We start from the raw sequence: 22,842 nt of genomic DNA, 5'->3' as shown, positions 1-22,842 counted from the left end.
GCGGGATGATCGTCGAACAGGCCTTGTTGCAGGTTCGGCCCGGGCAGGGCGCCGCTTTCGAGCGCGCCCTTGCCACCGCCCGCCCACTGATCGCCGCCTCTCCCGGTTTTTTGGGCATGGAAGTGCGGCGTGGGTGCGAAGCGGTGGAAACCTACTTGCTGATCGTGCATTGGGACCGCATGGAAGACCATCGCGATGGTTTCCGCCGCTCCGAACGATATGAGCAGTGGCGGGCGCTGTTGCATCCCTTTTATGACCCCATGCCGGTCGTGCTTTATTTCGGAGAGCCTGTGTGATTGACCTTTTGTTGACCGCCGCCACCACGGCCGCACAGGGCTTTGGCGGCCCCAGCGAAATCTGGGGCCATATCGTCAATGATTTTTCGAACATCACCGAACCCGCCGCGATGGCGGCGTTTTTGCAGGTGTTGCTGATCGACCTCGTGCTGGCGGGCGACAATGCGATCGTCGTCGGCGCGCTCGCCGCGGGCCTGCCGCCCGAACAGCGCCGCAAGGTGATCCTGATCGGCGTCCTCGCCGCGCTCGTCTTGCGCATCGCCTTTGCGCTGGTCGTCACCCAGCTGCTGCAGATTGTCGGGCTGATCTTCATCGGCGGCCTGCTGCTCGCCTGGGTGGCCTGGAAAATGTGGCGCGAATTGCGTGATGGTGCGCATTCGGCCGGTTCGCCCGAAATTGTCGGCGACGAACATTCGGGGCTGAAGCCTGCCAAGAGCTTCGCCGGTGCCGCTTGGGCGGTCGCCATCGCCGACGTCAGCATGAGCCTCGACAATGTGCTCGCGGTCGCCGGGGCGGCGCGCGATCATCCGGGGATCATGATCGTCGGCCTGATCGTTGCGGTCGCGCTGATGGGCCTCGCGGCGAACATCATCGCCAAATATATCGAGCGTTATCGCTGGATCGCCTACATCGGTCTCGCGGTCATCGTCTATGTCGCGGTGAAGATGATCTACGACGGCTGGGTCGACCCGTCGGTCGGGCTCGGGACGCTGCTGGGCTAAACCCGGCCCGCGTGCTTGTTCGCGCGATCGGCTGCGGCCGGTCGCGCGACAGGCTCTGCCCCAAACGACTTGGTTTTCGCGGTCGCCGCCCCATTTATTGCCGATGGCGTTGCTTCATCTCACCAAGGTTGCGGTCGGCTGTGCGCAGGTCGAAACCTTTGCGCGCCGGGTCGCGGCGCGGGCGAGCGAAGGCGAATTGCGCGTACCGACACGGATGCGGCCGAAGCGGATGGACGAGCTGGTCGGCGGTTATCTGCACTGGATCATCAAGCACCGGATCGTCGCGCGGCAACGGATCTTGCGCTTCGACGATCGCAAGGATGGCCGGGTCGATATCGTCTGTTCGGACGATCTGGAAATCCTGCCGCCGCTGCCCAAGCGCGCGCATCAGGGGTGGCGCTACCTCGCCGATGAGGATGCGCCGAACGGTATGGCGGATCGGGACGGCGCCGCAGACCTGCCGCCGCACCTTTACCGCGAACTCGCCGCCCTGATGCTGATCTAGCGCGTCATCCTTGCGCGGCGAGCATCGCGCCCATCTTCTCCCACACCTTGTTGATCGCCTTGAGCGGGCGGACCATCACCTTGAAATCGGATATTTTTGCGTCGCCGTTCCAACGGATGATGTCGACGCCATTGATGTGGATGCCGTCGAGCGTCGTCGCAAACTCCAGCATCGCCTGATCGCCATCGATGATTTCGCGTTCGTAACGGAAATCGTCGCTTCCGAGCACATGGCTCGCCGCATGAAGGTAAGCGAAAACCTTGTCGCGCCCTTCCTGCGGGGTGTGGACGACGGGGGAGTGGAACACGGCATCGGCGGCGAGCATGTCGCGCAGCGCCTGCGGATCGCCGCCGCCATCCATATAGGCGTGCCAGGCTGCGACGCCCGCGTGGGCCGTTCCGCCGCCGCTCATGCCAGATGCTCGGCGAAAAAGGCCTTGGTGCGGCCATCGGCAAGCTGCGCGCCCGCTTCATCGCGGCGGTTCCCGCTCGTCGCGGCAAAGCCGTGGTCGAGCCCGGGATAGTCGTGGAGCGTGACCTTGGGATGCGGGTCGAGCCCTTCGTGCATCTTCGCCTGCGCTTCCGGCCCGACAAGATGATCGCTGGTGGGAATATGCAGCATCAGCGGATGCGCAATCGCGTGGCTTTCGTTCAGCATCTGGTCGATCATCACCCCATAATAGCCGACCGATGCGCTGATGTCGGTGCGCGCCGCCGCCATATAGGCCAGCCGTCCGCCAAGGCAGAAGCCGACGCAGCCGACCTTGGCGGCGCCCTGAGCGTGAAGCCAGCGGATCGCCGCCTCGATGTCCTTGACCCCGTCGTCGGCATCATATTGACCGAAATAGCCGAAGGCTTCCTGCAGTTCGGCCTCGACATCGGGGTCAAGCTCGACCCCGGGAGCAAAACGCCAGAACAGGTCGGGAGCGATTGCCAGATAGCCCTGCGCGGCCCAGTCTTCGCATTTTTCGCGAATCCCGGCGTTCACGCCGAAGATTTCGGGGATGACGATGATCGCCCGCGACCCGTCGGCGTCGGGACGCGCGACATAGGCGGGGATAGCGTTGGTCCCATCGAGCGCGGGGATGGTGGTGTTCGTCGCGGCCATATGGGAGCTCTCCTGTCTCTTGCTTCTTTGCTGTGAAAGCGCGAAGCTAGCGGGGCCGCGAGCATGGCTCAAGCGGCTAACCGGCATTTTGGGGCGGAGACAGGCGATGAAGTTCAATATCGAGATCGATTGCACCCCCGAAGAGGCGCGGCGCCTGTTCGGGCTTCCCGACCTCGAACCGCTGCACGACATCTATCTTTCGCGCGTCAAGGAATTGATGGCGAAGGGGATCACGCCCGACATGGTGCAGTCGATGGTCAAGACCTGGGTGCCGATGGGTGGCAGCGGGCTCGAGCTTGTCCAGTCGCTGCTCGGCCAGTTCGGCGGCGGATTGATGGGCGGATCGAAGTCGGCAGACGAGAGCGGCGACGACAACCCCGCCAAGGGGCGCAAGAGCTGAACCAAAGCCTGGTGAACGACACGATCTTTGCGCTGTCGAGCGGGATGCCGCCGGCGGCGATCGGTGTCGTGCGCGTCAGCGGGCCCAACGCCGCAGCGGCGCTTCAGGCGCTGGCGGGACGCTTGCCCGCGCCGCGTCGCGCGTCGCTGGCGGAGCTCAGCGACGGGGAAGGTGCCCCGCTCGACCGGGCGCTTGTCCTGTGGTTTCCGGGGCCGGCGACGGCGACGGGCGAGGATCTCGCCGAACTGCACCTTCACGGCGGTCGCGCGGTCGTCGCGGCGGTCGAGGCCGCGCTGGGCGCGATGTCCGGGCTGCGGCGCGCCGAGCCGGGCGAGTTTACCCGGCGCGCGTTTGACAATGGCCGGATCGACCTCGCCGAGGCCGAGGGGCTGGCCGACCTGCTCGCGGCCGAGACCGAGAGCCAGCGGGTGCAGGCGCTCGGTATGGCTAGCGGACATGTATCGCGCGCCGTCGCGGGGTGGCAGGAGCGGCTGCTGACGCTGATGGCGGGAGCCGAGGCCGAGCTCAATTTTGCCGACGAAGATGATGTGGAAGTTGGCGAAGTTGTGGCGCAGCGCTTGATTGCGGGGATGGCAGCGCTGGCGGGCGAGCTGGACGAATGGCTGGCGCGGCCCGCGGCCGAAGTGATCGCCGACGGACTTTCGGTGGTGATCGCAGGGCCGCCAAATGCCGGAAAATCTACTTTAATCAATGCCTTGGTGCAAAGGGAACTCGCGATCGTATCGCCTGTCGCGGGAACGACGCGCGATGTGATCGAAACGCCGCTGGCGCTGGACGGCATCGCGATGCGCTTTTCGGATACCGCCGGGATTCGCGGCGAAGGGGCCGATGCGATCGAGGCGATCGGAATCGACCGTGCGAAGGCGGCGATCGACGCCGCCGACATTTTGCTCTGGCTTGGGCCGCCGAAGGCAGTGCCTGACCATCCGCGCGCGATCCTGATCGCGGCGCAAGCCGATCGCTGGAAGGGCGATGCCGCTGCCGAAGCCGACGCGGCGCGGTGCGACCTGACGCTGTCGGCGGCGACGGGCGAGGGGATGGACAGGCTCCACCGCATGATCGTCGAGATGGCGCGGACATTGTTGCCGCGCGAGGGCGAGGCGGCGCTGCGCCAGCGTCAACGTGCAGCACTTTCCGAGGCAAAACAATGGCTTGAGATTGAATCCGGGTCGCGCGAGGCTGGCGACCTGATCCTGCTCGCCGAACGGATGCGCCTCGCGGCGACAGCGCTCGACCGCATCACCGGACGTGCCGGGGTCGAGGATATGCTCGACACGCTGTTCGGGCGTTTCTGCATCGGCAAATGATGTTCCACGTGAAACGGCGGTTTCCGATACGGCGGACGTGAGCCCCATTTCGTCTCACACGAACATACACAGATGGCGTGTAGGCCTGCTGGCGGACGCGCGATCTTTGTATGTTCGTGTGAGATATTTCATGACCTACGCGCTGATGGATTCGAGCGGCGGTTTCGGCTATGCGCCCCACGATCATGCAGGATTCAGCGATTTTTGATGTCATCGTCGTCGGCGGCGGGCATGCCGGAACCGAGGCGGCGGCCGCGGCGGCGCGGCTCGGCGCGCGCGTCGCGCTCGTCAGTTTCGACCCCTCGCTGATCGGGACGATGTCGTGCAACCCCGCGATCGGCGGGCTCGGCAAGGGCCATCTGATGCGCGAAGTCGACGCGCTCGACGGCTGGATGGCGCGCGCGGCCGACGCTGCGGCGATCCATTACCGGATGCTCAACGCGTCGAAGGGTGCCGCGGTACAAGGGCCGCGGATCCAGGCCGACCGCAAATTATATCGCGACGCGATCCAAAATTTGCTCGCCACGGAGAAGGGCATCACGGTGATTGCCGGCGAAGCGGCAGCACTGCGATTGTCGAATGCAGGACGCGTCGAGGGGCTCGAGCTAGCTGATGGCACGGCGCTGACCGCGAGCGCGGTCGTGCTCGCAACGGGCACGTTCCTCGGTGGAAAATTGTTCCGCGGCGAGGAGCGCATGGAGGGTGGCCGCATCGGCGAAGCTGGCGCACACCGGCTCGCCGAACAATTGCGCGCCGCCGACCTGCCGATGGCGCGGCTCAAGACAGGAACGCCGCCGCGGCTCGATGGACGCACGATCGACTGGGCGCGGCTCGGCGAACAGCCGTCGGACAGCGCCGAAGGGGCAAGCTGGACCTGTTCCACGTGGAACAGGGAACGCACGGTCCCGCAGATTTTCTGCGCGATCACGCGCACGAACAGCGATTCGCATGCAATCATCGCGGCGAACCTCGATCGCTCGCCGCTATTCACCGGCGCGATCGGCGCAGCGGGGCCGCGCTATTGTCCGTCGATCGAGGACAAGATTCATCGCTTCGCCGACCGCGACGGGCATCAGGTTTTCCTGGAGCCCGAGGGGCTCGACACGCACCTTGTCTATCCGAACGGGATTTCGACCTCGCTGCCCGCCGATGTCCAGCTCGCGATGCTGCGGACGATGGACGGGCTCGAATCGGTCGAGATGGTTGTTCCGGGCTATGCGGTCGAATATGATCATATCGACCCGCGTGCGCTTGACCGGACATTGCAGGTGCGCGCGATGCCCGGCGTCTGGTGCGCGGGGCAGATCAACGGCACGACCGGATATGAGGAAGCCGCGGCTCAGGGGCTCGTCGCGGGCGCCAATGCGGCGCTCGCCGTTCAGGGGCGCGATCCGCTGGTCCTCGATCGAAGCGAATCATACATCGGCGTGATGGTCGATGACTTGGTCCTGCAGGGAGTGACGGAACCGTATCGGATGCTGACGGCCCGCGCCGAATATCGGCTGCGGCTGCGCGCCGACAATGCCGCGACACGGCTGACCCCGAAAGGGATCGAGTTGGGGCTGGTGCGCCGGGCGACCTCGGCGCTTTTCGCGGCGCGGATGGCCCAGCGGGCGCGGGCCGAAGCTTTGCTCGATGTCGTGGTGAGCACCGCCGACTATGCCACGGTCGAGCTGACGCTGCCCGGCGACGGGATCGCGCGCAAGCGGATCGACCTGCTGCGCTATCCCGAGATGACGATGGCGCGGCTCGCGCGGCTTGCGCCCGAACTCGACGCGATCGACCCCGCAATTCTGTTGGAGGTCGCCGAGGATGCCCATTATGCACCCTATATCGCGCGGCAGGACGCCGAATTGCGGTCCTTGGCGGCGAATGAGGCGATATTGCTCGACCCGGCGCTCGACTATGCCGCTATCGGCGGGCTGTCGCGCGAGATGGTCGAGCGGCTGACCAAGGCGCGGCCCGAAACGCTGGGGCAGGCGGGGCGGATCGATGGGGTGACGCCCGCGGCGCTCACCGCGATCATGGTGCATAGTCGGCGGCGGGCGGCTTGATTTCCTGGCGGCGTGTTTTCGACAATCTCACGCAAAGGCGCAAAGAAGGATAAGCCCGCGTTGCGGGGAAGGTGAAAGAACGACAGTGGCGGACGCCGAGCTATTGCATGATGAAGGCGCTGCGCGCGACTGGCTGGATCGGGCGTTCGCGCCCACGGCGGAGCAATGGGCGCGCTTGGAGCGTTTTGCGGCGCTGCTGGTGGCCGAGAATGATCGGCAGAATCTGATCGCCGCGTCGACGATTCCGACGCTCTGGGTGCGGCATATCGCCGACAGCGCGCAATTGTTGGCGCTCGACAGGGGCGGCGAGGGGCTTTGGATCGACCTGGGGAGCGGGCCGGGGTTGCCCGGGCTGGTCGTCGCGATACTGTCCGACCGCCCGATATTGCTCGTCGAATCGCGCAAACGGCGGTGCGAGTTTCTGCGCAGCGTCGCGGCTGAGCTGCGGTTGGATCATGTCGACGTCGCCGAAGCGTCGCTCGAGCGGGTCGCAACGCGGCCCTCGGCGACGATCAGTGCGCGGGCGTTCGCGCCGCTCGACCGGCTGATCGACTTATCCGCGCGTTTTTCCACCGAATCGACGCACTGGCTACTGCCAAAGGGCCGAAACGCAGTTAAGGAACTGGCGTTGTTGCCGCAGCCGTGGCAGAATCTGTTTCACGTGGAACAAAGCCGTACCGACGCCGAGAGCCAGATTCTGGTTGGTGTCGGGAAAATCCCGGCAAAACAGCGAGGAAAAGCATGATCCGCATTGCCGTGGCGAACCAGAAGGGCGGGGTTGGCAAGACGACGACGGCGATCAACCTGGCCACCGCGCTTGCGGCGACGGGCTGGCGAACGCTGATCATCGACCTCGATCCGCAAGGCAATGCTTCGACCGGGCTCGGGATCAAGCAGGCGCAGCGCGAATATTCGAGCTATGAGTTGCTGCGCGGCGATGCGCCGCTCGCCGATTGCGCGGTGCCGACGGCGGTGCCGCGGCTGGACATCGTTCCGGCAACGGTCGACCTGTCGGGCGCCGAGATCGAGCTCATCGAATTTGCCGATCGGCTCCACAGGCTCGAACAGGCGCTGACCGGTGCCGAGGCGGGGCAATGGGACATCTGCCTGATCGATTGCCCGCCATCGCTGGGGATGCTGACGCTCAACGCGCTGATCGCTGCCGAATCGCTGATCGTGCCGCTGCAGTGCGAGTTTTTTGCGCTCGAGGGGCTGAGCCAGCTGCTCACCACGGTCGAGCGGGTGCGCGAGCGCTTCAACCAGAAGCTGTCGATTTTGGGGGTCGCGCTGACGATGTTCGATCGTCGCAACCGGTTGACCGACCAGGTTTCGGACGACGTTCGCGAAGTGCTGGGACCAGTGGTGTTTCAAACCGTCATTCCGCGCAACGTCCGCCTGTCCGAAGCGCCGAGCCACGGCCTTCCGGCGCTGATCTATGATCATCGCTGCGCGGGGTCGGCGGCGTATATCGCGCTGGCGCGCGAGCTGATCGATCGCCTGCCCAACGTCCGCAAGGCTGCATAAATGGCTGATAATAAAGATGAAAATCCTCCTTCTCCGGCGCGGAAGCGCCCCTCGGGGCTGGGGCGCGGCCTGAACGCGCTGTTCGGCGACGTCGCCGCCGAAGCGCCGGTGCTGGCGACGGCGGGAAGTGCAGCAAAGGCAGCGCCGACGGCGTCGGGCGATGCGGTGCAGCATGTCCCGCTGGGGTCGATTCGCCCGCTGCCTGGCCAGCCGCGGCGCCATTTCGACGAGGCGGCGATCGCCGAACTCGCCGATTCGATCGGACTTCGCGGATTGCTCCAGCCGATCATCGTCCGCCGGTCACCCGATGGCGAGGGATATCAGCTCGTCGCGGGTGAGCGTCGCTGGCGCGCGGCGCAGCGCGCCGGACTGCACCAGATACCCGCGCTGATCCGCGAGCTCGACGACGCCGCGACCTATGAGATTGCGCTGGTCGAGAATATTCAGCGGCAGGACCTGAACGCGATCGAAGAAGCCGGCGCCTATCGCCGCCTGATCGACGATTTCGGACATAATCAGGAGGCGCTGGCGAAGCTGGTCGGCAAGTCGCGCAGCCATGTCGCCAATCTGATGCGGCTGCTCGAACTGCCCGACGTGGTGCAGGCGCTGGTCAGTGACGGATCGCTCGCGATGGGGCATGCGCGCGCGCTGATCGGCGCCGCCGATGCCGAAGCGATCGCGCGGCGGATCGTCAAGGAAGGGTTGTCGGTGCGCGCGGTTGAGGCGCTGGTGCGCGAGGACAAGGGCGGCCGCCGCAAGGCGCCGCTGGAATATAAGAGCATGGACGGGGTCGGGCGCGATCCCGACATCGTCGCGGTCGAGCGCCATCTGTCCGAGCTGCTCGGGATCGGGGTGGCGATCCAATATGGCGGCGGCGGCAAGGGCCAGCTGACCCTGAAATTCGCCTCGCTCGATCAGCTCGACATGATTTGCCAGCGGCTGAGCGGCGAGGGGATCTGAACTTTGCCCGTCATCCCGGCCTTTGCCGGGATGACGAATAGGTGGTGCGAATCAGGCGCGGTCTTTGCTCCGGTATTCGATTCTCTCCGCGGCGCTAAATTTGTGCCACTCCGGGCCGTTAAAGTTGGGCGGAGGGTCCCCACGACCCGCTCGATATCAGGATAAGCCCCTGATTTATCTCGCTTACCAAGGGTAAGGCGGGTCAATTCCTACTGCGCTGTTAACCAAGCTTGCTGGCAAAAGCTGAACCTGTCGCCCGCTAAAGAGGTCGGCGAATGGGGTGGGATATCCATTCGCGTTTCGACAATCAGTTTTCGAATTAAGGGACCAAACATATGCGCAAATTTGGAATGAAGCGCGCCGTCGTCGGCGCCGCGATTGCTGCCCTCGCCCTGAACGCCCCGGCGGCGCATGCGGCTTCGGCAACGGCAACGGCCACCGCCAAGATCCTGCGTCAGATCACGCTGACCAACACCAGCGCCCTGCAATATGCCACGATCATCAGCGGCGCCACCGCTTCGACCGTTCAGGTCAGCACGGCGGGCGCCCGCATCTGCGGCGCGGGCCTGACCTGCACCGGCACCACGACCGCTGCCAACTTTGACGTGCAGGGCACCGACGGCGCGGTCGTGCTCGTCGGCGGCGACCCGAGCGTGACGCTCAACGGGTCGCTGGGCGGCACGATGACGTCGTCGCTGACCTATTCGGTCCCGAACATCACGCTCGGCGCGACCGGCGGCAATTTCCAGGTCGGCGGTACGCTGAGCGTCGGCGCCAACCAGACCGCGGGCGACTATACCGGGACGTTCAATGTCACCGCCAACTATCAATAAGGTGGGGGGTATGGCGGGCTGAATGGCCCGCCAGCCAGACAAGGGGTCGCCGGGCGCAGGTCAGGCGACCCCTTTTTCATGCGCGATGCGCAAGCGACGGACATGGTTAGCGAAATATCAACCATGTTGGCGCAGGCAGGGTGCGACCAGCGGAGGGGTGTGGGCCTTTCCGGACAAACGATTGTGGGGATCGTATCGATGTTGCGCTTTTTCAAGGGCTTCGGCCTGCTTTCCGTATTTTTGCTTGGCTCGGTCGCGACGCCTGCCCAGTCGGCGGGGGACCTGCTCGTCGCGCCGACGCGCGTCGTCCTCGACGGTTCGCGCGGCACCGAGGTGGTGCTGAACAATATCGGTTCCGAACCGGCGACCTATCGTATCAGCCTCGAGATCAAGCGGATGACCGCCGCGGGCGGGCTCGACGAGATTGCCGAGGCGGACGTCACCCCTGCCGAGCGGCTGGCGCTCGACATGATCGCGTTCAGCCCGCGCCGCGTCACGCTGCCGCCCAACCAGCCACAAGTGATCCGCGTCGGGGTGCGCATTCCCGAAGGCACGCCGCCGGGCGAATATCGCGCGCACATGCTGTTCCGCGCGGTCCCCGATGCGGCGCCAGTGGTCGCCGCCGATCCGGCCAAGCCCGCGGGCAACGGCGTCTCGATCGCGCTCATCCCGATCTATGGCATTACCATCCCGGTCATCATCCGCGTCGGCGACCTTGGCGCTGAAGCGACGATTGGCGACGCGTGGGTGGGCGACACGCCCGACGGCCCCGCGTTCAATTTCGGACTGACGCGCACGGGCAACCGCTCGGTCTATGGCGATATCGAAGTGACGCGGCCGGGGGTCAGCGAGCCATTGCTGGTGGCGCGCGGCATCGCCGTCTATCCCGAAGTGGGCGCGCGCGAGGTCTCGCTGCGCGTGCCGCCGGAACTCGCCGCCCGGCTCAAGGGGCCGGTGCGCATCCGCTACAGCGAGGATCGCGACATTGGCGGCGGGACGATCGACGAGGCCGAGCGGGTGGTGAAGTGACGGCGTAAGGGCGGGGCGAAAGCCGAACAGCCGTGATCCGCGCGGCGCTGACCCGATGGAAACCGGCGATCCTGGCCGGGCTCGCGCTGGTGGGACTGGTTCCCGCCGGCGCCGAGGCCGTTGATAAAGCGCCGGTTTCCTTGACGAGCGACGGGTGGGCGCCGAACGAGGACGACAGCTGGCTATTTGACATGCGGTCGGGCCAATATCGGCTGGGCGACGGGGTGCGCGGCTATCAGACGCCGCAGGGCGTGTGCGTCGACCTCGCCGATGTCGTGCTCGCGCTCGATCTGGCGGTGCGCGTCGACAAGAAGTTGCGCCGCGCAACCGGCTGGGTGTTCGACGAACGGCGCAGCCTGACGATCGACCGCGAGGCGGGCGAAGTGCGCGCGGGTAGCCAGAGTTTCCGGCTTTCCGCAACGATGATCCGCGATACCCCCGCAGGCTGGTGCGTCGATCTCGACAGCCTCAACGCATGGCTGGGGGTACCGATTGTCGCCGACCTGTCGAACGCGGTGCTGCGCATCGACAGCAAGGACAAATTGCCGTTCCAGCTCGCCGCCGAGAGGCGCGCGCGCGCGGCGGCCATCCGGCCCGCGGCGCGGTTCGACCTCGCCAGCCTGCCGCAGGCGTCGCGGCCCTATCAGGGCTGGGCAACACCCTCGGTCGATGTCGTCGCATCGGCCGGGTTCGTGTCCGACAAGCGCGGCGGCTCCTACGTCCAGGGCCGGTACGAGATTTTCGCCGCGGGCGAAGTGCTGAAACAGAGCTTCGACGCGCGGCTGTCGTCGGACAATGAGGGCGTGCCCGACAGCCTGCGGATGCGGCTGTACCGCACCGACCCCGAAGGGCGGCTACTCGGGCCGCTGAAGGCAACGCATTATGCGGTGGGCGACGTCAGCCTGTTGTCGACCGGGATCGTCGCCTCGTCGGCGCCAGGGCGCGGCGCGGTGGTCACCAACCGTCCGATCGAGCGCCCCGACAGCTTCGACAAGACGAATTTTCGCGGCGACCTGCCCGCCGGGTGGGATGCCGAATTGTATCGCAACGGCCAGTTGCTGGCATTCACCAGCCCCAATGGCGACGGCCGCTACGAATTTCTCGACGTACCGCTGCAATATGGCGCGAACCGTTTCGAGATCGTGCTCTATGGTCCGCAGGGGCAAATCCGGCGAGAAATCAAGCAAGTGCAGGTGGGGATGGATTCGATCCCGCCCCAGCAGACCTGGTATTGGGCCGGATTTGCGCAGGAAAACGCCGACCTGGTCGAATTTGGCGGGCGCGGGCGTGGGCCGTTCCGGCGTGGCTGGCGCGGGACGCTGGGCATCGAGCGCGGGCTCGATGCGCGCACATCGGTCGCCGCCTATGCGCACAGCCTGATGATCGAGAATGTGCGGCGCAATTACGCCGAGGCCGCGCTGCGCCGTTCGATCGGGCCGACCTTGCTCGAGGTCGGCGCCAGCTATGCGGATGCTCCTAAAGGCTTTGGGGGCGGCGGCGCGGTGCGTGCGAGCTGGCTCGCGGCGTTTGGCGAAACCTATGTCCGCGCCGATGCGATGCGCGGCTGGAACGGCTTTGTTTCCGACCGTTTTCTCAGCAATATCAATGGCCTCTATTCGATTTCGATCGACCAGTCGGTCAAGCTGGGGCAGACCGTACTGCCGCTGCATTTCGACATTCGCCAGATTGATCGGCGCGCCGGAATTTCCAGCCTGGAGGCCAGCGCGCGGGCGTCGGCGAGTTTCCGGGCGCTGACCTTTACCGGCCAGCTCGACTGGAGCCGCACCAAGGTGCCGGTCGGCCCCGACCCGCCCGACAATTTGACCGCCACCCTGCTCGCCAATGCCCGCATCGGGCGCGTCCGTCTCCGCGGCGAGGCGCGCTTTGCGCTGTCCGGCGACAGCAGCGATAAGCGGGTGGCGTTGATCGGCGAATGGGCCGGGAAGGGTGACGCGGAATGGCGCGCCGAGCTCGGCTATGACCGCGGGCTGGAGCGAGCGCGCGTCGGCGCCGGATATACGTGCCGTTTCAACCGCTTACAGCTGAGCGGCTTTGGCGAAGTGGCGAGCGACGGATCGGTCGCCGCGTCGCTGTCGCTCGCCTTCAGCTTCGGACCGAAGCCGAGCGGCGGCTGGCGCGTGTCGAGTGAAAAGCTGGCGAGCCGCGGGCAGGTGATCGCCGACGTGTGGATGGACGACAATGGCGACGGCATTCGCCAGCCGGGCGAGGCGCCGCTGGTGGGCGTGCCGCTGACCGCAGGCCACGCCTATATCGAGCAAGCAACCGGCAAGGATGGTCAGGGGGCGATCGACGGGCTCGAGCCGTTCCGCCCGGTGCTGATCGGCATCGACGCCGGCAGCCTGCCCGATCCCTATGTGCAACCCGCGCTGCCGGGCGTGGTGGTGACGCCGCGCCCCGGCGTCGCGACGCGAGTTGCCTTGCCGATGGTCGCCGCAGGCGAAATCGAGGGAAGTGTGCGCCGCGATGGCGGTAATCCGATCGAGGGGCTGGCGCTCGAACTCGTCGATGCCGAAGGCCGGGTACGCGCGACGACGCTGACCGAATTCGACGGATATTTCCTGTTCGAAGGCGTCGCTTACGGGCGCTACACAGTGCGCCCGGGCAAGGCATCGGCGGCGGCGCTGCGGATCGACGGCAGTTTTGCGGTTGCCGCCGTGCCGGGCAAGGCGACGCCGCGGGTGCGGCTGGGCACGCTGGCGCTGAAGCCGCTGATGCGCGATGTGGCGGTACAGGGCGAGGCGGTGACGGGTGAGGGCAATGGCGCGCGCGGGCCGCCCGATGCGGGGGATGGGGGAGCGTAAAGGGTCATTGTCGGCTTTGGGGTGGGGAGCTGACGTTCAATTCTTATCGTCACCCCGGCGAAGGCCGGGGTCTCACCCTATCATCGCAACGCAACGGCGAGATCCCGGCCTTCGCAGGGATGACAATAAGAAATAATCCTCCCTGTCGCGCAGCGATGGGGAGGGGGACCGTTCGCGAAGCGAATGGTGGAGGGGCAGCGACGGCGGCGTCAAAGCCCCTCCGTCAGCGCTCCGCGCTGCCACCTCCCCATCGCTACGCGACAGGGAGGATCGATGACAGCCTCCGGTCGCAAACGGCCGTTCGCATCTCTCAACTCAAAAGCGGCTCCAACGCATCCCACTCGCGATCAACGGCGCGACGCCCGGCGTCGATCGCGGCGCGGATCTTTGCCGGGTCGAATTCGAGCGTTTCGGAAACTTCTTCCTCGGGCTCGATGATGCGGATCGGCGCGAAACGGTAGCGCGCGATCTGGACGTCGAGCGGGCGCAAAATGCGCGCCGCCTGCGCGCCGCCGATGCCTTCGTTTTGCAGCGCGCGCAGCTGCGCTTCGCGCGCGGCGATCAGGTCGTTGATCAAGGCGGCGTTCGCCACGTCGTTGGCCGAGACTTCGGACTGGAGGATGTCGACGGCGCGCAGGCCGATCTTGATCAAATTGGGGAAGGTGCGCACCCGTCCGGGGCGCGGCGCGGGTGAGGCGCGCACCACGATCACCCCGCGCGGGTTCATGTCGAGCGCAGCGCTGAGCGGGGTCACGTCGCGCACCCCGCCGTCGACCCATTGCTCCTCGGTCCCGTCGCTCGCGCGCGTCTTGAGCGGATCGAAGAACAAGGGCATCGCGCAGCTGGCATAGACCCAATTGTGAATGCCGGGGACGCTCTCGTCGATGCTGCGATAGGTGCCGGTGCCGAGATTGACGACGCCGAGCAGCAATTTGCGCCCGCTCGCGCGCAGCCTGGCATCGTCGGCGAAATTCTTGAGCAGGCGTTTGAGCGGCGCGGTGTCGTAGATCGCATCCTCGCCGAGCAGTCCGCCGACGACGCCGAGCGGGCGCGACTTGTAGATCGAGCTGTTGCCGCGGATGGCGAGCCACGCGTCGAGCAGCCCCGGAACATCATCCTGGGCCACACCCAGCGCCTGGATCGCGCCGGTCGATACCCCGGCGACAATATCGAGCCGGACGCCGCGATTAACGACCAGTTCGTGGACGACACCAATCTGAAACGCCCCCTTGGCGCCGCCGCCGCTCAAAACGATTGCCAGGCCGCCTGCCATGCCGTGCGCCTCCTTGATGTCCCCGACACTACCGCAAGACCGGCGGCGCCCCAAGCCGCGAACGTCCGTTTCGGAGGGAATCGCGCTGCGAAATTAACCGGTCTTTAGCCATGTTTGGTCACAGCGGAATGCAGTCTTGGGCCTGCGATCGGACGCGGGGCGATCCGGGCGACCGCCGAAAGATAGGGTGACTGGGCAATGCAGCAGACCGCGAAGACGGCCAGGATATATGGTGCTCTCGGCGCCAGCGGGTTCGCGGTGATCCTCTGGCTCGTTCTGATCGCATTCTATATGATCGCCCAACGTGACCTGGTCGCTGCCATGCGTTTTCCGGACGCCGATGACGAGATGCGATTGGCGCAGGTCCGCGACTTGATCGCCGGGCAGCACTGGTTCGACATCATGCAATATCGCGTCGATCCGCAGGAAGGCGGCGGTCTGATGCATTGGTCGCGCTTTGTCGACGCGCCGCTTGCCGGCTTCATCCTCCTTTTGCAGTCGTTGCTCGGCGAAGCGTCGGGCGAGCGCTGGGCCGTGGCGCTTTATCCGCCGTTACTGATCCTGCCGCTGTTCCTGATATTCGGCCGGATCCTCACCGCGCTTGGCGACCGCCATCTGGTCGCCACCGGGCTTTTGATCGCCTTTTCGGGTGCCACTTTCCTGCAATATTTTACGCCGATGCGGATCGATCACCATGGCTGGCAGCTGCTGCTATCGGTCGCGATGGCGAGGATCGCGCTGCGATCGCCAAGTCTGGCGAATGGCTTGGCTGCGGCGGCCGTCATCACCCTGCATGCCGAGATTTCGTTGGAAGCCTTGCCCTATCTGGCAATTTTTGGCGGCCTGTTCGCTTGCGAGTGGCTCCGCGATCCGCAAACGGGGCGGCGCTTGTTGGGGTTTGCGTTGGGTTTGATCGGATTTCCAGCCGTGTGGTTGCTGGCGATGCGTGGGCCAATGTCGACCCTCACCGTCTATTGTGACGCCTTCTCTTTACCCTATGGCGCCGCCGTCGCTGCAGGAGGGCTGGTGCTCGCTGCCAGTCTGCTGGGACCAACCGGACTGTTGCGTTCGCCGTTACGCCGTCTCTTGGCACTCGCGATCGCGGCCCTTGCTGGCGGACTCGTCTTTGTTCTCACGGGGCAGGAGTGCCTGGGCGGTCCTTTCGGCGCGCTTGATCCGCTGGTACGCCAGCATTGGTACGAATGGGTGTCCGAGGGGCGACCGATCTGGTCGCACGCGAACACCTATGGTGTCGTCTACATCGTGCCGACGCTGATTGGCTTAGGGGCGCTAATGTTTGCGTGGCGGCGGAACCGGAACGGGCCGTTCGCGGAGAATTGGACGCGGCTTGCGGTGATCGCTGTGGGCAGCGCGGTAGCGTCGGCATTCGTGACCCGCATGGGCGCGACGACCCACGCCTTTTTGCTCCCAGGTTTTGCGGTGATGGCGCTCGCGCTGTGGCGCTGGAGCCGGACGCGGTCGTCATCGCTGGGCAGGGTCGGGTCGGCGCTATTGGTGCTTACGGCTCTTCCCGCAGTCGATGCGGCGATCGCCATCCAGATCGCGCGCACGCTAGTCGGCCAGTCCGCACCGACCAAGGCCGAGGCGAGCGACTGTCCCAGCGTCGACAGCGCCGCCGCATTGGCCGATGAGCCACGCGCGCAACTGTTCGCTCCGATCGACATTGGTCCGGCGCTGCTCGTGCGAACCCCGCATAGCGTTGTGGCCACCGGGCACCACCGCAACGAAAAGGCAATGCGGCGCGTCATTTCGGCTTTTTTGGCCAAGCCCGCCGTGGCTGAGCAGGTTGTTCGTACCGAGGGAGCCGACTTTCTGGTCTTCTGTCGCGGCTTTTACGAAGTGCAGCGCTTTGCTGTCGCAGCGCCTGATGGACTGGCCGCGAGGCTTGCCCAGCGAAAACCGGTGGCGTGGTTGCGGCACGACCCTCGCCTCTCGTCCGAGTCGCTCAGTGTGTATCGCATCCTGCCTCCAACAGGGCGGTCGGCGACGAACTAGGCGGCGCATGGGAGGATTTCTTAGTGTGTGATTAACCATTTTTTAGCGCGTCTTGCGCCAGTTAGAGCCCAATCTGTCTGTGGGGGAATATTCAGTGACCGACGCCCGTATTTCGAAAAGCCGCCCGACCAGCGCCGATGTCGCGATCATTGGTGCGGGGCCGGCGGGGCTCACCGCTGCCTATCAGCTGACCCAACAGGGTTATAATGTGACGGTGATCGAGAAGGATCCGGTCGATGTCGGCGGGATCAGCCGGACGGTCGAGCATGAGGGTTTTCGCTTTGACATTGGCGGCCACCGCTTTTTCTCGAAAAGCCAGGAAGTTGTCGATCTGTGGAACGAGATTCTGCCCGACGACTTCATCCAGCGCCCGCGGATGAGCCGCATCTATTATGAGGGCAAATTCTATTCCTACCCGCTGCGCGCGTTCGAAGCGCTGTGGAATCTCGGCGTCGTGCGCTCGACCTTGTGCATGATCAGCTATGCGCAGGCCAAGCTGCTGCCGAACAGGAATGTCCGCAGTTTCGAGGATTGGACGATCAACCAGTTCGGGCGGAAGCTCTATTCGATCTTTTTCAAAACCTATACCGAAAAGGTGTGGGGCATGCCGTGTGACGAAATGTCGGCAGACTGGGCGGCGCAGCGCATCAAGGGGCTGAGCCTCGGTGCCGCGGTGCTCGACGGGCTGAAGCGCAGCCTCGGGCTCAACAAGAAGCCCAACGACGGCATGGCGACCAAGACCTTGCTCGAAACCTTTCGTTATCCCCGGCTTGGCCCCGGCATGATGTGGGATGCGGCGCGTGACAAGGTGGTCGCGGGCGGCAACCATGTGCTGATGGGCCACAGCTTCAAGCAGCTGACGCAGGACCAGGTCAGCGGACGCTGGCGGCTGACCGCCAATGGTCCCGATGGCGATGTCGTGATCGACGCGGCGCATGTCATCAGCTCGGCGCCGATGCGCGAGCTGGCGGCGCGTATCCATCCGCTGCCTGCCTGCGCACTGTCCGCGGCGCCGTCCTTGAAATATCGCGACTTTCTGACCGTCGCGCTCAAGATTCGGTCGGAGGATCTTTTCCCCGACAACTGGATCTATATCCACGACAGCAAGGTGCAGGTCGGCCGGGTGCAGAATTTCCGCAGCTGGTCGCCCGAAATGGTGCCCGATCCCGAACTGGCGTGCGTTGGCCTCGAATATTTTTGTTTTGAGGGCGACGGATTGTGGGCGTCGAGCGACGACGACCTGATTGCGCTGGCGACGAAGGAAATGGCGATCCTCGGCCTGTGCGATCCCAAGGATGTCGTTGGCGGCGCCGTCGTGCGGCAGGAAAAGGCCTATCCGGTCTATGACGATGATTATGCCGCGCATGTCGAGACGATGCGCAGCGAGCTGGAAGCGCGTTACCCGACGCTGCACATGGTCGGGCGCAACGGCATGCACCGTTACAACAACCAGGATCATGCGATGATGACCGCGATGCTGACGGTGCGCAATATTGTCGCGGGCGAACGGGTGTACGACATCTGGGGCGTCAACGAGGACGCCGAATATCATGAGAGTGGCACCGAGGGTGAGCAGGCGGCGCTGGCGTCGGTGCGCGACGTCCCCGCGCGCGTGACCAAGGCCGCCTGAAGCCTTGGCCGGAGGGGTTCTTGCCATGCTCCCTGTCACCAAACTGGTTGGAGCGATTCGCCGCGGCGAGATTCGCTGGCTGAACTATCTGCTCGCCAGCGTGCTCGCGCTGGGCAGCGATGCCGCGCTGTTCCTGTTGCTGCTCGATTCGGGACTGTCGCCGATGGCGGCGTCGGCGGTCGGCTATTGCGCCGGGATCTTGGTCCATTGGCTGGTCTCGAGCCGCCTCGTCTTTGCCGACGGCGCCGCGGCGCGCGGTACGGGTGAGCGGCATCGCCAGAAAATGCTGTTCGTCGGGTCGGCGCTGGTCGGTCTTGCCGTCACGACGGCGATTGTCGGCACCGGCAGTGCGCTCGGGCTCGATCCGCGGCTGGCCAAACTGGCGGCAATCGTCGTCAGTTTCCAGACTACCTATCTGCTGCGCCGGCATATCGTTTTCCGGACCGCCGCGGCGTGACCGATGCGGCCGCGCCTGATGCGGGCGGCGCCGTGGAGCCGAAGCCTGCCCCGCTTTCGGACGGCTTTGCACTTAACGGCTGGCTGACGCCGGTACGGATCGCGCTGATCCTGTGGGCGGCGATGAGCCTGATCGCGATTGTCGTGAACTGGCAGGCGATCGACGCGATAGACCTGTCCGACACCGACGACGCGATGCGGATGGCGCAGGTGCGCGACCTGCTGGCGGGGCAAGGCTGGTGGGATCTCACGCAACATCGCGTCAATCCGGCGGGCGGCGGGGTGCTGATGCACTGGTCGCGGATCGTCGATGCGCCGCTCGCGCTCGGCATTCTCATCCTCGAGCCGCTGGTCGGGCAGGTCGCGGCTGAACGCATCGTGATGACGCTATGGCCGCCCATGTTGGGCGCGGCGCTGTGCGCCGCCTGTGCCCTGGGCTATCGCAACCTGTCCGATTGGCGGATCGCCTATGTCGCGCCGCTGTTCCTGATCATGGCCGGCTTCATCGTGATCCAGTTCCGACCGCTGCGGGTCGACCATCATGGCTGGCAGATCCTGCTGGCGATGCTGATCATGGCGCAGGCGCTGCGGCCAGCGAGCTGGCGGGCGGGGCTCTGGGGCGGCTTGTTCGGCGCGGCCTTGCTGGCGGTCTCGATCGAAGGATTGCCGATGGTTGCGCTGTTTGCGGGGCTGGCCGCGCTGCGCTGGGCGTTGCATGGCCGCGCGAACGATCGCGACCGCTTGTGCGGCTTCATGCTTGCGCTGGCGGGTGGGGCGATCCTGCTCCAGTTCGCCACGCGTGGTCCCGTCGGGCTGGTCGGAAACTGGTGCGATTCGCTCTCGGCGCCCTATATGGCCGCGTTCGTAGCCGCGGCGGCGTTGATATTCGCCGCAGCGCGGGCGGATCCCAAATTATTTTGGGCGCGCCTCGGTCTGCTGGGCATTGCCGGTCTGGCGGCCGCGGGCGCCCTGGTGTGGACCGAGCCAAGCTGCGCCAACGGACCCTTCGCTTCGCTCGATCCGATCGTGGTCAAATATTGGTACAAGAATGTGCTCGAAGGTCAGCCGCTGTGGGCGTCGAAGGCGCCCGATGCGGTGCACGTCCTCGTGCCATCGCTCGTCGGCCTTGCCGGATCGGTGCTGGCTTGGCGCCAATGCCGGGAGGTCGCCGATCGGCGCAATTGGGCGACGGTGATCGCCGCACTGTTGGGCGCCGCAGCCTTATCGCTGCTCGTCCTGCGCAGCACGGCGACCGCGCATCTGTTTGCCCTGCCTGGCTGCGCATGGCTGGGATTGCGTCTGTGGACATGGGCGCGGTCGATTTCATCGACTGTCCCGCGCATTCTGGGTTCCGCTGCTGCTGCGCTGACCCTGCCACTGATCGGCAGTACAGCGGTGCTGGTCGTGCTGATGGCGCTCGCGCCGTCGCTCAAGGCAACGACCGAATCCGCGGCGGCCGGCAATGCGGCGACCAACCGGTATCAGACGACATGCCTTGATCCGGCGGCGATTGCCGCGCTCGATGGTTTGCCACCGACGACGGTCCTGACCCCGATCGACCTCGGCGCGCCGGTGATATTCTGGACGCGTCACAGTCTGGTCGCGACCCCGCACCATCGTAACAAGGATGCGATGGCGGATAGTATTCGCGTCTTTGCGGGCGATCCGGCGGAGGCCGAGGCATTGGTGCGCAAGCAGCAGGCGACATTGATCGTCTTTTGCCGAACCGCCAATGATCTGACCGAGTATCGCGAGGCGCGCAAGGACGCGCTGGCCGCGCAGTTATACAGGCAAAAGCCGCCCGCGTGGCTCGAACCGGTGCCGATCGCCTCGCGCGCGGGACTGTCGGTGTGGCGGGTGAAATCCGCAGCCAATTGACGCTACGACGTCATTCGAGCGGCGTCAGGCGGGGCGGAAACTCAGCGCGGTACCATTCATGCAGTAACGCTTGCCGGTCGGTTTCGGGCCGTCGTTGAAGACATGGCCAAGATGGCCGCCGCAGCGCTTGCAATGCACTTCGGTGCGCGCATAGCCCAGATCATAGTCGGTCGATGTCGCGATCCCGCCCTTCAGCGGCGCCCAGAAGCTCGGCCAGCCGGTCTTGCTGTCATATTTGGTCTTGCTGGAATAGAGCGGTAGTGCGCAGCCCGCGCAGACGAAGGTGCCGGCGCGCTTTTCCTTGTCGAGCGGATGGCTGAACGGGCGTTCGGTGCCCGCCTCGCGCAGCACATAAAATTGCTGCGCGGTCAGCCGCTTTTTCCATTCGGCTTCGGACAGGCGCCAGCCGGGGGCGGCCTGTGGCCGCGCCGACTTGGCCATCAGCATCGGCGCGGCGATGATGCCGCCGCCGAGGGCGAGGCCAGCAAGGACATAACGGCGATCGATCATGGCGGACTCCTGACCCGGGCGCCGGGCCTTCACGTCAGATACGTGATCTTGTGGCGCCAGGTTTCATCGCGCGTCAATATTTCTCCAGCTCGACCTGCATATGGCGATAGCCGTGGACGAAGCTGGCATGCACCCGCTCGGGTTCGGCCAGCACATTGACGCGCAGGCGGCGCTTCTGCATTTCGGAAATCAGCGTCGTCAGCTGCAATTCGGCGACACGCGCGCCGACGCAGCGGTGGATGCCGTAACCAAAGGCAAGGTGGCGGCGCGCGTTCTCGCGATCGACGATAATGCGGTCGCCATCGGGGAACACGCTTTCGTCGCGGTTGGCCGAGGCATACCAGAGCGCGATCTTGTCGCGCTTCCTGATCTGGTGGCCGAACAGCTCGGTATCCTCCATCGCGGTGCGGCGCATATGCGCCAGCGGGGTCTGCCAGCGGATGATTTCGTGCATCGCGTTGACCGCGAGTTCGGGGTCGTGGTTCGTCTCGAGTTTCGCGCGTTCTTCGGGGAAACAGTGCAGGCCATAGGCATAGGCCGACATCGAATTGCGCGTCGTGTCGTTGCCGCCGACGATGAGCAGGATGAGGTTCCCCATAAACTCATGCTCGCTCATATGCTTCATCGCGTCGGATTGCAGCATGATCGAGATGAGGTCATGTTCGCCCGGGTTGAGTGCCTTGCGGTCCCACAATTCCTTGAACGCGGCGCCCATCTCGAACGCCTTGGCGGTGCGCGCCTGCCGCTGTTCGGTGGTATCGAAGGATTCGATGTCGCCCAGCGCGTCGGACCAGGCGGTCAGCCGGTGGCGTTCCTCCCACGGGAAATCGAACAGGATGGCGAGCATGTCGGTGGTGAGTTCGATCGACAGCTTTTCGACCCAGTCGAACGCTTCGCCGATCGGCAGCGTGTCGATCAGCGCCGCGGTGCGCGCGACGGTGTCGGCGCGCATCCGCTCGATTTCGGACGGGCCGAAGGCGGGGGCGACGGTGCGGCGCTGCGCGGTGTGCTGCGGCGGGTCCATCGCGATGAACATCGGCAGCGGGATTTCGCCCTCTTTCAGATGCTCGACGCCGTCGCCGGCGACGGTGATCCCGCCATATTCCCACGACGAGGAGAAAATCTTGGGCAGCGCCTCGATATGCTGGATCGGCTTGTAGGTGGTGACCGACCAATAGGGGCCGAATTTCGAATCTTCGCAATAATAGATGGGCGATTCGGCGCGCAGCTGGCGCATCGGTTCCTGCCAGCGGTCCTCGCTCCAAAGTTCGGCGCGGCTGACGTCGAGCGGGTTGGCGATTTCGGGAGCGGTGCGAATTTGGGTGGCCATGGCTATCCTCCGTCCAGCCGTCATCGCGCGGCCGATTCAGTTGCAGAATGCCACTATTTACAACTTTGTCAATGAGGGGTGAGGCGGTCGGCGTTTGGCGCGGGGAGCTGATGTACCCACCACGTCGCCCCCGCGAAGGCGGGGGCCGCTGGCGGCTTTTTCGTGCCGC

At 65.4% G+C, this 22,842-nt stretch carries 21 protein-coding genes; 16 read left to right on the top strand and 5 right to left on the bottom strand.

Going from position 1 to position 22,842, the window contains the following annotated elements; genetic code table 11:
• Nucleotides 1-5 precede the first annotated feature (5 nt).
• From FFS18_RS02525 to FFS18_RS02515, 3 genes are all read left to right on the top strand, one after another.
• Entirely contained in the window at nucleotides 6-296 is a 291-nt protein-coding gene (locus tag FFS18_RS02525) for an antibiotic biosynthesis monooxygenase family protein (RefSeq protein WP_137869644.1), read from the top strand.
• On the top strand, nucleotides 293-1,018 hold the full coding sequence (locus FFS18_RS02520; protein WP_120217672.1) for a TerC family protein: 726 nt from the start codon (nucleotides 293-295) through the stop codon (nucleotides 1,016-1,018). Before FFS18_RS02525 ends, FFS18_RS02520 begins: the two co-directional genes overlap by 4 nt.
• Nucleotides 1,019-1,121: 103 nt before the next feature.
• The gene (locus FFS18_RS02515; RefSeq protein ID WP_137869643.1) at nucleotides 1,122-1,523 is read left to right on the top strand and encodes a DUF1489 family protein; all 402 of its coding nucleotides are present in this window, start codon (nucleotides 1,122-1,124) and stop codon (nucleotides 1,521-1,523) included.
• A gap of 4 nt (nucleotides 1,524-1,527) precedes the next feature.
• On the opposite strand, the gene FFS18_RS02510 is transcribed toward FFS18_RS02515, so the two are convergent.
• Together FFS18_RS02510 and FFS18_RS02505 are read right to left on the bottom strand one after the other, a co-directional pair.
• Entirely contained in the window at nucleotides 1,528-1,935 is a 408-nt protein-coding gene (locus tag FFS18_RS02510) for a nuclear transport factor 2 family protein (RefSeq protein ID WP_137869642.1), read from the bottom strand.
• On the bottom strand, nucleotides 1,932-2,630 hold the full coding sequence (locus tag FFS18_RS02505; protein ID WP_137869641.1) for a dienelactone hydrolase family protein: 699 nt from the start codon (nucleotides 2,628-2,630) through the stop codon (nucleotides 1,932-1,934). The genes FFS18_RS02510 and FFS18_RS02505 overlap by 4 nt, the downstream gene beginning before the upstream one ends.
• A gap of 106 nt (nucleotides 2,631-2,736) precedes the next feature.
• Here FFS18_RS02505 and FFS18_RS02500 point away from each other — a divergent pair, with 106 nt between their 5' ends.
• From FFS18_RS02500 to FFS18_RS02460, 9 genes are all read left to right on the top strand, one after another.
• Nucleotides 2,737-3,030 carry a DUF6489 family protein gene (locus FFS18_RS02500; RefSeq protein ID WP_137869640.1) on the top strand — a complete coding sequence of 98 codons (294 nt, stop codon included), beginning with the start codon at nucleotides 2,737-2,739 and terminating at the stop codon, nucleotides 3,028-3,030.
• An 11-nt stretch (nucleotides 3,031-3,041) separates the two neighbouring features.
• Entirely contained in the window at nucleotides 3,042-4,358 is a 1,317-nt protein-coding gene (gene mnmE / locus FFS18_RS02495; RefSeq protein ID WP_137869639.1) for a tRNA uridine-5-carboxymethylaminomethyl(34) synthesis GTPase MnmE, read from the top strand.
• Between the two features lie 185 nt (nucleotides 4,359-4,543).
• A complete protein-coding gene (mnmG, locus tag FFS18_RS02490; protein ID WP_137869638.1) occupies nucleotides 4,544-6,412 on the top strand; it encodes a tRNA uridine-5-carboxymethylaminomethyl(34) synthesis enzyme MnmG in 1,869 nt (622 codons plus the stop codon).
• 85 nt (nucleotides 6,413-6,497) lie between these two features.
• Nucleotides 6,498-7,157: a 16S rRNA (guanine(527)-N(7))-methyltransferase RsmG gene (rsmG, locus tag FFS18_RS02485; protein WP_249340259.1), complete on the top strand. Its 660-nt coding sequence runs from the start codon at nucleotides 6,498-6,500 to the stop codon at nucleotides 7,155-7,157.
• Entirely contained in the window at nucleotides 7,154-7,936 is a 783-nt protein-coding gene (locus FFS18_RS02480; protein WP_120217666.1) for a ParA family protein, read from the top strand. The genes rsmG and FFS18_RS02480 overlap by 4 nt, the downstream gene beginning before the upstream one ends.
• On the top strand, nucleotides 7,937-8,896 hold the full coding sequence (locus FFS18_RS02475; protein WP_137869637.1) for a ParB/RepB/Spo0J family partition protein: 960 nt from the start codon (nucleotides 7,937-7,939) through the stop codon (nucleotides 8,894-8,896).
• A gap of 335 nt (nucleotides 8,897-9,231) precedes the next feature.
• On the top strand, nucleotides 9,232-9,729 hold the full coding sequence (locus tag FFS18_RS02470) for a DUF4402 domain-containing protein (protein WP_137869636.1): 498 nt from the start codon (nucleotides 9,232-9,234) through the stop codon (nucleotides 9,727-9,729).
• Nucleotides 9,730-9,927: 198 nt separating this feature from the next.
• Nucleotides 9,928-10,758: a fimbrial biogenesis chaperone gene (locus FFS18_RS02465; protein WP_137869635.1), complete on the top strand. Its 831-nt coding sequence runs from the start codon at nucleotides 9,928-9,930 to the stop codon at nucleotides 10,756-10,758.
• Between the two features lie 32 nt (nucleotides 10,759-10,790).
• The gene (locus FFS18_RS02460) at nucleotides 10,791-13,580 is read left to right on the top strand and encodes a carboxypeptidase-like regulatory domain-containing protein (RefSeq protein ID WP_137869634.1); all 2,790 of its coding nucleotides are present in this window, start codon (nucleotides 10,791-10,793) and stop codon (nucleotides 13,578-13,580) included.
• A 310-nt stretch (nucleotides 13,581-13,890) separates the two neighbouring features.
• Here FFS18_RS02460 and FFS18_RS02455 read toward each other — a convergent pair whose 3' ends face one another.
• A complete protein-coding gene (locus tag FFS18_RS02455) occupies nucleotides 13,891-14,853 on the bottom strand; it encodes a patatin-like phospholipase family protein (protein WP_137869633.1) in 963 nt (320 codons plus the stop codon).
• 198 nt (nucleotides 14,854-15,051) lie between these two features.
• On the opposite strand from FFS18_RS02455, the gene FFS18_RS02450 reads away from it, so the two are divergent.
• From FFS18_RS02450 to FFS18_RS02435, 4 genes are all read left to right on the top strand, one after another.
• Nucleotides 15,052-16,869: a hypothetical protein gene (locus FFS18_RS02450; RefSeq protein WP_137869632.1), complete on the top strand. Its 1,818-nt coding sequence runs from the start codon at nucleotides 15,052-15,054 to the stop codon at nucleotides 16,867-16,869.
• Between the two features lie 94 nt (nucleotides 16,870-16,963).
• Nucleotides 16,964-18,499: an NAD(P)/FAD-dependent oxidoreductase gene (locus FFS18_RS02445; protein WP_171005195.1), complete on the top strand. Its 1,536-nt coding sequence runs from the start codon at nucleotides 16,964-16,966 to the stop codon at nucleotides 18,497-18,499.
• Nucleotides 18,500-18,524: 25 nt separating this feature from the next.
• Nucleotides 18,525-18,956 (top strand): GtrA family protein, encoded by a 432-nt coding sequence (locus FFS18_RS02440; RefSeq protein ID WP_137869631.1) that lies wholly within the window; start codon nucleotides 18,525-18,527, stop codon nucleotides 18,954-18,956.
• Nucleotides 18,953-20,833, top strand: a complete 1,881-nt coding sequence (locus tag FFS18_RS02435) for a hypothetical protein (protein WP_137869630.1) — start codon at nucleotides 18,953-18,955, stop codon at nucleotides 20,831-20,833. Before FFS18_RS02440 ends, FFS18_RS02435 begins: the two co-directional genes overlap by 4 nt.
• Nucleotides 20,834-20,857: 24 nt before the next feature.
• Here the strand turns inward: FFS18_RS02435 and msrB are convergent, their stop codons facing one another.
• Together msrB and FFS18_RS02425 are read right to left on the bottom strand one after the other, a co-directional pair.
• A complete protein-coding gene (msrB, locus tag FFS18_RS02430; protein WP_137869629.1) occupies nucleotides 20,858-21,343 on the bottom strand; it encodes a peptide-methionine (R)-S-oxide reductase MsrB in 486 nt (161 codons plus the stop codon).
• Nucleotides 21,344-21,416: 73 nt separating this feature from the next.
• A complete protein-coding gene (locus FFS18_RS02425) occupies nucleotides 21,417-22,673 on the bottom strand; it encodes a cytochrome P450 (protein WP_137869628.1) in 1,257 nt (418 codons plus the stop codon).
• Between the last annotated feature and the right edge of the window lie 169 nt (nucleotides 22,674-22,842).

The organism is Sphingopyxis sp. 2PD, from assembly GCF_005503695.1.
Classification (GTDB): Bacteria; Pseudomonadota; Alphaproteobacteria; order Sphingomonadales; family Sphingomonadaceae; genus Sphingopyxis.
This window is presented reverse-complemented; position numbering and strand designations above follow the sequence as displayed.